This window comes from Xanthomonas axonopodis pv. maculifoliigardeniae, assembly GCF_041519315.1.
Taxonomy (GTDB): Bacteria; Pseudomonadota; Gammaproteobacteria; order Xanthomonadales; family Xanthomonadaceae; genus Xanthomonas; species Xanthomonas euvesicatoria.
On sequence record NZ_CP167998.1, the window covers coordinates 4,569,816 to 4,581,633 of the forward strand.

11 protein-coding genes are annotated in these 11,818 nt (G+C 65.9%); 5 read left to right on the forward strand and 6 right to left on the reverse strand.

All coding sequences use genetic code 11. From position 1 onward, the window contains the following. Positions 1-260 precede the first annotated feature (260 nt). Entirely contained in the window at positions 261-485 is a 225-nt protein-coding gene (locus ACDH77_RS19470) for a hypothetical protein (protein ID WP_031424851.1), read from the forward strand. Positions 486-667: 182 nt separating this feature from the next. Here the strand turns inward: ACDH77_RS19470 and uvrD are convergent, their stop codons facing one another. Together uvrD and ACDH77_RS19480 are read right to left on the reverse strand one after the other, a co-directional pair. Beyond that, entirely contained in the window at positions 668-2,854 is a 2,187-nt protein-coding gene (gene uvrD, locus ACDH77_RS19475) for a DNA helicase II (protein WP_031424853.1), read from the reverse strand. Positions 2,855-3,158: 304 nt separating this feature from the next. Then, positions 3,159-4,553, reverse strand: a complete 1,395-nt coding sequence (locus tag ACDH77_RS19480) for an FAD/NAD(P)-binding protein (protein ID WP_031424855.1) — start codon at positions 4,551-4,553, stop codon at positions 3,159-3,161. A 169-nt stretch (positions 4,554-4,722) separates the two neighbouring features. On the opposite strand from ACDH77_RS19480, the gene ACDH77_RS19485 reads away from it, so the two are divergent. Then, positions 4,723-5,118 carry a VOC family protein gene (locus ACDH77_RS19485; protein WP_031424857.1) on the forward strand — a complete coding sequence of 132 codons (396 nt, stop codon included), beginning with the start codon at positions 4,723-4,725 and terminating at the stop codon, positions 5,116-5,118. A gap of 10 nt (positions 5,119-5,128) precedes the next feature. Here ACDH77_RS19485 and cls read toward each other — a convergent pair whose 3' ends face one another. Together cls and ACDH77_RS19495 are read right to left on the reverse strand one after the other, a co-directional pair. Further along, complete coding sequence (gene cls, locus ACDH77_RS19490) at positions 5,129-6,547, reverse strand: cardiolipin synthase (RefSeq protein WP_109290447.1); 1,419 nt, start codon at positions 6,545-6,547, stop codon at positions 5,129-5,131. A 16-nt stretch (positions 6,548-6,563) separates the two neighbouring features. Then, on the reverse strand, positions 6,564-7,868 hold the full coding sequence (locus tag ACDH77_RS19495; protein ID WP_031424861.1) for a LysR substrate-binding domain-containing protein: 1,305 nt from the start codon (positions 7,866-7,868) through the stop codon (positions 6,564-6,566). 101 nt (positions 7,869-7,969) lie between these two features. Here ACDH77_RS19495 and ACDH77_RS19500 point away from each other — a divergent pair, with 101 nt between their 5' ends. From ACDH77_RS19500 to ACDH77_RS19510, 3 genes are all read left to right on the forward strand, one after another. Continuing rightward, the gene (locus ACDH77_RS19500) at positions 7,970-8,641 is read left to right on the forward strand and encodes a 4-carboxy-4-hydroxy-2-oxoadipate aldolase/oxaloacetate decarboxylase (protein WP_011349026.1); all 672 of its coding nucleotides are present in this window, start codon (positions 7,970-7,972) and stop codon (positions 8,639-8,641) included. Continuing rightward, positions 8,634-9,689, forward strand: coding sequence for a 4-oxalomesaconate tautomerase (locus ACDH77_RS19505; protein ID WP_372353607.1), 1,056 nt, complete (start codon positions 8,634-8,636; stop codon positions 9,687-9,689). Before ACDH77_RS19500 ends, ACDH77_RS19505 begins: the two co-directional genes overlap by 8 nt. Positions 9,690-9,917: 228 nt before the next feature. After that, complete coding sequence (locus ACDH77_RS19510) at positions 9,918-10,940, forward strand: amidohydrolase family protein (protein ID WP_372353608.1); 1,023 nt, start codon at positions 9,918-9,920, stop codon at positions 10,938-10,940. A gap of 323 nt (positions 10,941-11,263) precedes the next feature. On the opposite strand, the gene rpmG is transcribed toward ACDH77_RS19510, so the two are convergent. Next, on the reverse strand, positions 11,264-11,431 hold the full coding sequence (gene rpmG, locus ACDH77_RS19515) for a 50S ribosomal protein L33 (RefSeq protein WP_002809462.1): 168 nt from the start codon (positions 11,429-11,431) through the stop codon (positions 11,264-11,266). Between the two features lie 13 nt (positions 11,432-11,444). Beyond that, positions 11,445-11,681: a 50S ribosomal protein L28 gene (rpmB, locus tag ACDH77_RS19520; protein ID WP_002809459.1), complete on the reverse strand. Its 237-nt coding sequence runs from the start codon at positions 11,679-11,681 to the stop codon at positions 11,445-11,447. Positions 11,682-11,818 lie beyond the last annotated feature (137 nt).

Consider the following 11,818-nt stretch of genomic DNA (forward strand, 5'->3'; position numbering starts at 1 on the left):
CTCACCCGCGAGGTGACTGTGTCGCCATTTCACCGCTTGTCGCATCCGTTGCAATGCCGCGGCGCCGGCATCGATACTCCAGGCCGTGCCCTTCCGGTGCGACCACGTTCAAGGATGACGTCATGACACGATTTGTAGCCGCTTGCATTGCGTTGTTGCTGTCGGCCTACCTCAGCACCTCTGCGCACGCAACTTCCTCACTTTCATTCGAAGGCGGCGGATACTGGATAGATTTCGAAATCGGTCACGTCACCCGACCAGTGATCGCCAGTCTTCGTTTCTACGCCCCCGGCGACAGCAAGGCCGTGTTGTTGCGAGGCAATTTCCAGGTCAGGACGTTCGATACCAAACGCAGAATCCTGCGCCTGATTTACACAGGCGACGACACGCGCGTGCCGCCCTTTACCCTGGTCGTGCTCGCCAACAGGTCGACACTGGCCGTGAACGGCAAGCAGATCAACTCAAGCTTCAGCTGGGAAATGTAGGCGCGCAACAGCGCAGCGGAGGCGACGCTTCATCCATCGATCATCTGTCACGGATGGTCATGCGATCTCGCTCGACGTATGAGGTGCAGCAGCGGCCGGCTCTGCTTGCTGCACGCACAATGCAACGGCACGACGCCCTCGCCTGCTGAACAACGCGCAATCGCTGACGAGTGCCGAGCCGCCTACACCACAGTCAGATTGGCGTAGGCCATCACCAGCCACTTGGCGCCGACCTCGTCGAACTGCACCTGCACGCGCGCATGCGCGCCAGCGCCTTCGTAATCGACTACCACGCCGCCGCCGAACTTGGGGTGTTCGACATTGGCGCCGAGCTTGATCGGCGCGGTCTCCACGATGCCATGCACCGGGCCGCCGCGCGCCGCGCCCAGCGATGCAGTGCGCGAAACCTGCACCTTGGGGCGTACTTCGTTGAGCAGGTCGCGCGGAATCTCGCGCAGGAAGCGCGAGGGCACGTTGTAGTTGTCCTGGCCGTGGATGCGGCGTGATTCGGCGTAGCACAGCACCAGCTTCTGCCGCGCGCGGGTGATGCCCACGTACGCCAGGCGACGCTCCTCTTCCAGCCGCCCGCTCTCTTCCAACGAGCGCGCGCTGGGGAACAGGCCGTCTTCCAGACCGACCAGGAACACGATGGGGAACTCCAGGCCCTTGGCCGAATGCAGCGTCATCAGCTGCACGCCTTCCTCGCCAGCCTGGGCCTGGCCTTCGCCGGCCTCCAGCGAGGCATAGGCCAGGAAGGCGACCAGCTCGGTCATGCCCTGGCTGTCTTCGTCGTCGGGGCGGGTGAAGCGCGAGGCGACCGACACCAGTTCGTCCAGGTTCTCGGTACGCGATTCCGAATCCAGCCCGCCACGGCTTTCCTTGGCCCAATGCTCGCGCAGACCCGAGCGCATCAGCACATGGTCGATGCGTTCGGCCAGTTCCATCTGCCCGGTTTCGGCATGCAGCTGGCCGATCAGGCTGAGGAAGCTGGCCAGGGCATTGCGTGCGCGTGCGGCCAGCGTGTTCTGCTGCGTGCACAACATGGCCGCTTCCCACAACGACAGCGCACTGGCACGCGCCAGCCGGCGCACCTCATCCAGCGTCCGGTCGCCAATGCCACGCGTGGGCGTGTTGACCGCGCGTTCGAACGCCGCGTCGTCGCTGCGGTTGGTGAGCAGGCGCAAATAAGCCAACGCGTCCTTGATTTCGGCACGTTCGAAGAAGCGCATACCGCCATACACGCGGTACGGCAACTGCTCGGAAATCAGCGCTTCTTCCAGCGCGCGCGATTGCGCATTGCTGCGGTAGAGCACCGCCACTTCGCCATAACTGCCGCCGTCGCGCACCCACTGCCGTGCACGCTCGACCACATAACGCGCCTCGTCCACTTCGTTGTAGGCCGCATACAGATCGATCGGGTCGCCATCGCCGGAATCGGTCCACAGCTGCTTGCCGATGCGGTCCGGATTGTGCGCGATCACCGCATTGGCCGCGCCCAGGATATTGGCGCTGGAGCGGTAGTTCTGCTCCAGCCGCACGGTCTGCGCGCCGGGGAAATCTTTGAGAAAACGCTGGACATTCTCGACCTTGGCACCGCGCCAGCCGTAGATGGCCTGGTCGTCGTCACCCACCACGAATACATTGCCCGATTCGCCGGCCAGCACGCGCACGAAGGCGTACTGGATGGCGTTGGTGTCCTGGAACTCGTCGACCAGAATCTCGCGGAAGCGCGCACGGTAATGCGCCAGCAAGGCCGGGGTGTCGCGCAGCAACTCGTGCGCGCGCAGCAGCAACTCGGCGAAATCCAGCAGCCCGGAGCGGTCGCAGCGTTCCTGATAAGCCGCATACACCTGCCGGCGCACCTCGGTCCAATCGTCGTTGGGCTCGGGCTGGATATGCTGCGGACGGCGGCCCTCATCCTTCTGCTCGTTGATCCACCAGCTCATCTGCTTGGGCGGATACTTGCTCTCGTCCAGCTCCAGCGCCTGCACCACGCGCTTGACCAACCGCAACTGGTCGTCGCTGTCCATGACCTGGAAGCCTTCCGGCAACCGCGCGTCCTGCCAATGCAGACGCAACAGGCGATGGGCCAGCCCGTGAAATGTACCGATCCACATCCCGCGGCTGCCATTGCGCAGCTGCAGGTCGGTGCGGTGACGCATTTCGCCGGCCGCCTTGTTGGTGAAGGTCACCGCGAAGATGCCGTGGTTGGGCACGCCCTGGACTTCGTTGAGCCAGGCGATGCGATGGATCAGCACGCGCGTCTTGCCGGAGCCGGCGCCGGCCAGCACGAGGTAATGCCCCGGCGGCGCAGAAACGGCCTCGCGCTGGGCGGGGTTTAAATGATCGAGCAAATGAGAGACATCCACCGGCGCATTTTACCGGTTGTGGCGTCGCTGCGGCTGAGATTGCGATGAAGCGGTTGGGATTGTGGTGATTGCTCGCCGGATAGCCGCCCCTCTCCCCTCGGGGAGAGAAGGCACGGCTTGCGTGCCGAAGGCGCGCGTGCCTTTGAGCGGCCGCGCCGCTGGCGCGGGCTGGGCGCGGAGCGGGGATTGGGGTGAGGGTACGGGGCGAAGCCACTACGAGTGATCGGTAACACGAGGCTTCGCTCGCACCCTCTTCCGGCGCTTCGCGCCACCTTCTCCCAGCGGGAGAAGGGAACAACGCCCATCACCGCCCCAGCAGCACCAGCACATCCCGCGCAATCGCCGCAGCCTGCTCGCGCAACTCCGGTACCGCCAGGCTTTCCCACAGCGTTCCGATACGCAGGCTGCCGATCACCCGCAACTGCGGCTGCGTACGTCCATCGGCATCGATCAGGCTGCCATCGGGGCCGGTGTCCACGCCGATCCCGTGTGGACCGGCCACTGCAATGCCCTGCCCCAATAATTGCTGCAGCAGCCGGTTGCGCATCGCCTGCACCCGCATTTCCACGCCGGTGGCATTGACCAGGGTCTGCACATCCAGCTGCAAGGCATGTCCGGCGCTGGCGAACCCGGCGCTCACGCGCACGCAAGCACCCACCTCGAAGGCCACGTCCAGCCGTGCGCGATGCACCTGCAGCTGCCCGCTTGCCTGCATGGCCTGCAGCTGCGCATGCACCGTTGCGGCGATGCGATGCCGATGCACGTCCCAGTAGCGCACCACATGCCGCAGAAAACGACGCTGATCGGCAACCGACAGCGTCTGCCATAACGCCTGGCTCAACGGCCGGATGCGCTCCATCACGCTCTGCCATGGCAGGCCCTGCGCGGCGGCGGCACGCGCGTGCTGGCGCAGTGTGCGCATGCGTGCGCGCAGCGGCATGGTCAGCAGCGGCTGTGGATCGAACAGCGCCACGCCGCCGTGCGCCTGCGGTAACGGCAGCAAGCCATGCCGCGACACCACGTGCACGCTTGCCCGATGCGCCTGCGCTGCCAGCGTCATCACGGTATCGGCCATGCTCAAGCCCGAACCGACGATGCACACGGCCGCGTCCGGTGGCAGCGCTGCCACCGCCTCGGTCTCCCAGGCTTCGACACGCTGCGCGTGCGACAGCCCGGTGGCACCCCGCAGCGGCAGCGGTCGCAGCGCATTGCCCACTGCCAAGACCACCACGCTCGCCTGCAGCACCTGTCCATCGTCCAGCTGCAACAGTGCGCCACCGGCATTGGGCTGCAGCGCCTGCACGCGTGCGGGGTGGACGCGCAGCGTCGCCGGGCTGTGCGCACGCGCCGCCTGCAGGCGGTCGCGCAGATACGGCGCGTAGTGCCGACGCCCCACGAACTGCTGCGGCAACTGCGCATCGTCCAGTTCGGGGCAACAGGCGTTCGCGCGCAGGTAATCGACAAAGTCGTGAGGCAGTTCCGGCAGCGCACTCATGCGCGCAGCCGGCACATTGAGCAGGTGTTCGCCGCGCGCGGTGGAATACGCCACGCCTTCGCCAAGCGCCGCATGCGGCTCGATCATGACGATCTGCAACGGCGCTGCGGCCTGGCGCAGCAGCTGCAGCGCCACCAGCACACCGGACGCGCCACCACCGACGATGGCGATGACGGCATCGCCGGGATCACGCAGTGTATTCATGTCGACATTGTAGGCGATGCATGCGCAATACCCGCAGGCCGACGCCGGCAGTGATTGTCTTCACGGCATCACAAGCGCGGTGTGTGTCAACGCCTCCCACACGCCCTGCATGCCAGGCGCTTACGATTGGTTGATCAGCATCGGCACGCGCCCTTGGGGAATCTGCAACATGTCCATCACCCTGGTCAGGCTCATCCTCTACGTCCACGATGTGGCGGCGATCAAGGCGTTCTACCAGACCCACTTCGCGCTCCCGGTCACCGAGGAAATTGCCGACGAGTGGGTGGTGCTCGCAGCTGGCGGCATCGAGCTGGCGCTGCATCGGGTGGGCCAAGCCTACCGGCAGCGGCCGTCGACGCATGCGCTGGCTCCTGTCGCGGATGCGACACACGCGACCACCAAACTGGTGTTTGCGATGACCAGCGATCTGGTCGCGCATCGTGCGCAACTGCAGCACACAGGCGTGCAGGTGGGCGAGCTCAAACGTTACCCCGGCTTTGCGTACCAGATGTACGACGGCCGCGACCCGGAGGGCAACGTCTTTCAGGTCATGCGCCTGGATTGACCCAGGCGCCCTACATCAACGCGTCGGCCAGCCGCGCAATGCCCTCGCGACTGCGGCGCCAGGCCGGGCGGCGACGCCACTGTTCCAACGTCAGTTGCCGCGCGTTGGCCAGATAATCCTGCTCGATCTCACGCAACCGCTGCACCACCCCGGTGTCGTAGCAGAGCATGCCGATCTCGGCGTTGAGCGCGAACGAGCGGATGTCCAGATTGATCGAGCCCACCAGCGCGATGTCTTCATCCATGCTCAGGTGCTTGGCGTGCAGAAAGTGCGGGCGATACAGCGAAATCTTCACCCCGCAACGCAGCAGTTCTTCGAAATAGGCTTCCTGCGCCCACGCGGCCAGGCGTTGATTGTTGTGCTCGGACAGGATCAGCTGCACGTCCACGCCCGAGACGGCGGCGATGCGCAATGCGCTCAGCAAGGCTTCGTCGGGGACGAAGTACGGCGTGACCAGTACCACCTTGCGCCGCGCCAGATGGATCACCGCATTGATCGCATCGCGCGCATTTTCGAACGGGTACGCCGGCCCGCTGGGCAGCAACTGCGTCGCGATATTGGCCTCGCACACCGGTGCATCGGGCCACACGTCCAGCCGCTCTCCGGTTTCGGTGAACCAGTCGCTGGCGAACACCGCTTCCAGATGATTGACCACCGGCCCGCGCACGCGTGCCACCAGTTCGCGATTGGGCACGCCAGGGATGAAGCCGGCTTCGGCCAGGTTCTGCGAACCGACAAATGCCACCCGGTTGTCGAGCACCGCAATCTTGCGATGGTTGCGCAGATCCATGCGGCCGCTGCGACGCCAGCGCAGGCCGCCCGGCAGTACCGCCAGCACCTGCACGCCGCCGTCCCGCAGGCGCTTGCGGTAACGGCGCAGGCCGCGCTTGGCGCCCACCGCATCCAGCAGCACGCGGCAACGCACGCCGCGCGCGCTGGCGCGTTCCAGCGCCGCCACCACCGCCTCGCCCACCGCATCGTCGAACATCAGGTAGTACAGCAGGTGCACACGTTTGTCGGCCGCGTCGATCGCCGCGATCAGGGCCTGCAACGACTGCGCGTAGTCGTCGAGCAATTCCACCGCGTTGCCCAGGGTGGGCATGAAATCGCCCTCGCGTTCGATCAGCGGCACCACTTCGGCACTGCTGGTGTCTGCCTGCGGCATCCAGCGCAACGCATGCAAGGGCAGTTGTTGTTCGCGAATCACCTGCGAAGCGGTGGCTTGCCGCTCCACCCGCAGCCGCGACAACCACGGGTGGCCGAACAACAGGTACAGCGGCAGGCCGACCACTGGCACAAAGCCGATCAACAGCAGCCAGCTGCGCGCCGCACCCGGCGTGGTGCGGGCGGGAATCCATAGCAGCGCGGCCAGGCGGATCGCCCAGTCCAGCGCCAGCAGCCAGGTACCTGTGACCCAATCGGGCAGCATCAGTGGTCCGTTTTCATCAGGAATCCGATTCTGACTTGGCCGCGCGCAAACGCAACGGCGGTGCATAGACAGGGGGGCAATAACGAAACGGCCCGCCCTGCGCATCGGCCGGCTGCACGCGTTCGGCGCAGACCTGCCGCAACGTCTGCACGAAGGCCGACTGCATCCGGGTGGGATACCAGTCGCTGCGCGTGGTCATGCCGATCTGCCGGCGCAGCAGCGGCCCGGCGCTGCCGATTTCCTCGAGCAGGCCGGCGCGGCGCTCGAACAGGAACTGGTCGCGCGACATCAAGGTCAACCAGTCGCCTTCCAGCAGCAGGCCACGCACGGTCAATTCGGCGCCGCATTCGATACGCACCGGCGGCGGCTCCAGCTGGTGGTCGCCGAACAGCTGCTCCCAGCGCGCGCGCACCGGCGTGCCGGCGGCAGCGATCACCCAGGGGTAATCGCGCAGTTGCGCAAACGCGTAGCCCTGCCCGGCCAAGGGGTGACCGCTACGCGCCACGATCACCGGTTCGTCGTCGAACAACGGCTCCTGCAGCACATCGCGCACCGGCAACGGGTCGCGCAGCGCACCGATCAACAGATCCAGGCCGCCCTCGCGCAGACGCGCCAGCAATTGCTCGTACGGGCCCTCGACCACCTGGACGCTGGCCCCCGGATGGGCACGCGCAAACCGCGCCAGCACCTGCGGCAACAGGATGGCGCGCGCCAGCGGCATCACCCCCAGGGTGAGGCGCCCGGCGTGCTGGGAACGCAACGCGGCCACCTCGTCCAGCCCGGCGCGCAACTCGGCCAGCGCCAGCCGCACCTGCCGCAGCAGCCGCAGCGCCACCGGCGTGGGCTGCATGGTCTTGCCGCGGCGTACCGTCAACGGCACTTCGATTAAATCGGCCAGCGCTTGCACCGCGCGATAGATCGCCGGCTGCGAAACGCCGGCGCGCACCGCCGCCAACGCGTAACTGCCTGCCGCATCCACCGCCACCAAGGCCTGCAGCTGGCCCAGCGACACCCGCCGCTCCAGGCCAGGGCGCGCCGGCAGGCGCAGCGCACGCCGCGCGACCCCGATCCCCCGTGCCAGATGCGCCAGCACCCGCTCGATACGCGGCACCAGCAACCCGGCAGCCTCGGTGGCCGACATGCCACCTGGGTGCCGGTCGAACAGACGCACGCCCAGGTGCTGCTCCAATCGCGCCACCGCCTGGGTCAGCGCCGGCTGCGACAGATTCACCCGCGGCGCCGCCGCGCTGATGCTTCCGGCCTGGTGCACCACGACCAGCGCGTAAAGGTGACGCAGATTTGGTTCCGGGATCGGCTGCATGCTCTAACTATAAGCAAAACCAATATGCATACCTCAAATGAATCTTGAGCCAGCTGGCTTCGGCCAGCCAGACTCGGCGCACTCTTAACGAGGATGGATGGATGAGCCAGGTCGTTACCCGGATCGAGCGGACGCCGTTGGCCATCGTCGACGGGCTGGCGCAGGCCGGCGTGGCCACCGCGCACGAAGCGCAGGGCCGCAGCGGCCTGCTGCACCATCGGCTACGTCCCATCTACGCCGGCTGCCGCATCGCCGGCACCGCGGTCACCGTGTCGATTCCGCCCGGCGACAACTGGATGATGCATGTGGCCATCGAGCAACTGCATGCAGGCGATGTGCTGGTGGTCGCGCCCACCAGCGACTGTTGCGACGGCTACTTCGGCGACCTGCTGGCCACCTCGGCGCAGGCGCGCGGATGTCGCGGCCTGATCATCGACGCCGGCGTGCGCGATGTGCGCGATCTCACTGCCATGCAGTTCCCCGCCTGGAGCCGCGCCATCTGCGCGCAGGGCACCATCAAGGAGACGCTCGGCTCGGTCAACGTGCCGCTGGTGTGCGCCGGGCAACTGATCCAGCCCGGCGATGTGGTGGTGGCCGACGACGATGGAGTCTGCGTGGTGCCGCGTGCCACCGCTGCCGAGGTGCTGACCGAGGCACAGGCGCGCCAGGCACGCGAGCTGCGCAAGCGCGAACGCCTGGCAAACGGCGAACTTGGCCTGGACATCTATGCGATGCGCGAACGTCTGGCCGCCAAAGGCCTGCGTTATGTCTGAGCGCGTGCGCGCGATGTGGATGCGCGGCGGCACCTCCAAGGGTGGATTCTTTCTGGCCGACGATCTGCCCGCCGACACCGCCGCGCGCGACGCGTTTTTACTGCGCGCCTACGGCTCGCCGGATGCGCGCCAGATCGACGGCATGGGCGGCGCCGACCCGCTGACGTCCAAGGTCGCCGTGGTGTCGCGCTCGACGCGTGCCGATGCCGACGTGGACTATCTGTTCCTGCAGGTCGCGGTGGAACACGCGCAGGTCAGCGATGCACAGAACTGCGGCAACCTGCTGGCCGGCGTTGCCCCGTTCGCGCTGGAACGCGGCTTGCTGCCCACGCGCAATGGCCAGACCCAGGTGCGCATCTTCATGCGCAACACCGGCACCCTGGCCACCGCCACCGTGCAGACGCCCGGTGGCACGGTGCGGTACGACGGCGATGCCCGCATCGACGGCGTCCCCGGCACGGCCGCGCCGATCGCGCTGGCATTCGCCGATATCGCCGGCTCTTCGTGCGGCGCGCTGCTGCCGAGCGGGCATGCGGTGGACACGCTCGACGGCCTGCAGGTCACGCTGATCGACAACGGCATGCCCTGCGTGGTGCTACGCGCCAGCGATGTCGGCATCAGCGGTTACGAAGACCGCGCCACGCTCGACGCCGATGCTGCGCTCAGGGCGCGCCTGGAAACGCTGCGTCTGCAGGCAGGCCCGTTGATGCATCTGGGCGATGTAGGCACTGCCACAGTGCCGAAAATGATGCTGGTCGCCGCGCCGCGCGCCGGTGGTGCCATCAGCGTGCGCTCGTTCATCCCGCACCGCTGCCATGCCTCCATAGGCGTGCTGGGTGCGGTGACCGTCGCTACCGCCTGCCTGCTGCCCAGCTCGCCCGCCTACGCGCTGGCGCAGGTGCCTGGCGGGCGCAGCCAGCGGCTGGACGTCGAACATCCCAGCGGTGCGAGCAGTTGCCTGATCGAGCTCGATGCGCAGGGCAGCGTGGTCGGTGCCGCGGTGGTCCGCACGGCGCGCAAATTGTTCGATGGTGAGCTGTATGGCTGAACGTGCCGTTGCATCGCCGAGCTGCCGCGGCCGCCATCGCAGCGGCACGTGTGCGTATGGACCGCCTGAGCAGGCCATTGACACGCAGCGCGTCGTGATCCGTGCCGATCTGCGCATTGGGACCGCCACATCCGTCGGGACCTGCAGCGTCCGTGCCCCCGGCCGCCCCACCTTGCGCGCAGGCAATCGCTGGCGCACCGCTTCCGCTGCAACGCACCCACCATCGCCATGATCATCGACTGCCACGGCCACTACACCACCGCGCCTGCCGCGCACGATGCGTTCCGCAAGGCGCAGATCGCGCATTACAACGATGCGCAAGCGCCTGTGCCGGTGTATCCGCACATCAGCGACGATGCGCTGCGCGAAAGTGTCGAGATGCACCAACTGCGCCTGCTGCGCGAGCGTGGTGCCGACATGACGATCTTTTCGCCACGCGCCAGCACCATGGCGCATCACATCGGCGACGAAGCCGTGAGCCAGGCGTGGACGCGCCACTGCAACGACCTGATTGCCCGCGTGGTACAGCTGTATCCGCAGACCTTTATCGGCGTATGCCAGCTGCCGCAATCACCGGGCGTGCCGATCGCGCACGCGATCGCCGAACTGGAACGTTGCGTCAACGAGCTGGGTTTCGTCGGCTGCAACCTCAATCCCGACCCGTCCGGCGGGCACTGGAACGGTGTGCCGCTGACCGACCGCGCCTGGTATCCGTTCTTCGAAAAAATGGTCGAACTCGACGTCCCGGCGATGGTGCATGTCTCCGGCAGTTGCAATGCCAATTTCCATGCCACCGGCGCGCATTACCTCAATGCCGACACCACGGCCTTCATGCAGTTTCTCGAAGGCGATTTGTTCACCGATTTTCCGCAGCTGCGCTTCATCGTTCCGCACGGCGGCGGTGCGGTGCCGTATCACTGGGGCCGTTTTCGCGGCCTGGCCGACATGCTGGGCAAGCCTGCGCTGTCAACGCATGTGATGGGCAATGTGTTCTTCGACACCTGCGTGTATCACCAACCCGGCATCGACCTGTTGTTCAAGGTGATCGACATCGACAACATCCTTTTTGGCTCGGAAATGGTCGGCGCAGTGCGCGGCATCGATCCGCAGACCGGCCACTATTTCGACGACACCAAACGCTACATCGATGCGCTGGCGATTTCCGATGCCGACAAGCACAAGGTGTTCGAGGGCAATGCGCGGCGGGTGTATCCACGGCTGGACGCACAATTGCGTGCGCGTGGGCTGTAGCCGTGTCCCCTTCTCCCGTCGGGACATTGTCCTCCTTTATGGGGGAGAAGGTGCCCGTAGGGCGGATGAGGGTACGGGCGAAGCCTCGTGCAGTCAGAATAATTGCGAGGCTTCGCCCCGTACCCTCACCCCAACCCCTCTCCCGAGGGGAGAGGGGCTTTATCACGCACCTTTGTTTCTCTTGGGCTTGGCTGGCAACCCGGTAGTGGAAATCACACTGCCATCGGCACCTGCACGCATCAACACCATTCCCCAACCCCACAAACGCAAACACCCGCCTTGCGGCGGGTGTTTGCTTGAAAGCGGATCCAGCGATCAGTCGATCACTTGATCTTGCCTTCCTTGTACATCACGTGCTTACGCACGACCGGGTCGTACTTCATCATTTCCATCTTCCCCGGCGTGTTTTTCTTGTTCTTGTCCGTGGTGTAGAAGTGGCCGGTAGCGGCCGAGGAAATCATACGAATCTTGTCACGCTTGCCTTTTGCCATGACTGCTTACTCCTCAGACCTTTTCGCCGCGCGCACGCAGCTCTTTCAGAACGGCATCGATGCCGTTCTTGTCGATGGTGCGCAATGCATGCGCGGAAACACGGAGCTTCACCCAGCGGTTTTCGCTGGCAACCCAGAAGCGACGCTCGTGCAGGTTGGGCAGGAAGCGACGACGGGTTCTGTTGTTTGCGTGGGAGACGTTGTTACCCGTCTGCACACGCTTGCCGGACACTTGGCATACGCGGGACATTACGCACCTCGATAAATGAATTGCCACCCATAGCCTGGGGAGCGGCGGCCCCGACAGCGCAGGGCTGTCACGCAACGTTGGGAATCAAGAACTTACGCTGGAACAGGCCGGCAACCCCATTGCGCTGGGTACCGCCA

What these genes read in the sequence shown, in the direction of transcription:
- ACDH77_RS19480 (WP_031424855.1), bottom strand. Translation starts at nt 4,553, where the DNA reads ATGAATACACTGCGTGATCCCGGCGATGCCGTCATCGCCATCGTCGGT.
- ACDH77_RS19485 (WP_031424857.1), top strand. Translation starts at nt 4,723, where the DNA reads ATGTCCATCACCCTGGTCAGGCTCATCCTCTACGTCCACGATGTGGCG.
- cls (WP_109290447.1), bottom strand. Translation starts at nt 6,547, where the DNA reads ATGCTGCCCGATTGGGTCACAGGTACCTGGCTGCTGGCGCTGGACTGG.
- ACDH77_RS19495 (WP_031424861.1), bottom strand. Translation starts at nt 7,868, where the DNA reads ATGCAGCCGATCCCGGAACCAAATCTGCGTCACCTTTACGCGCTGGTC.
- ACDH77_RS19500 (WP_011349026.1), top strand. Translation starts at nt 7,970, where the DNA reads ATGAGCCAGGTCGTTACCCGGATCGAGCGGACGCCGTTGGCCATCGTC.
- ACDH77_RS19505 (WP_372353607.1), top strand. Translation starts at nt 8,634, where the DNA reads ATGTCTGAGCGCGTGCGCGCGATGTGGATGCGCGGCGGCACCTCCAAG.
- ACDH77_RS19510 (WP_372353608.1), top strand. Translation starts at nt 9,918, where the DNA reads ATGATCATCGACTGCCACGGCCACTACACCACCGCGCCTGCCGCGCAC.
- rpmG (WP_002809462.1), bottom strand. Translation starts at nt 11,431, where the DNA reads ATGGCAAAAGGCAAGCGTGACAAGATTCGTATGATTTCCTCGGCCGCT.
- rpmB (WP_002809459.1), bottom strand. Translation starts at nt 11,681, where the DNA reads ATGTCCCGCGTATGCCAAGTGTCCGGCAAGCGTGTGCAGACGGGTAAC.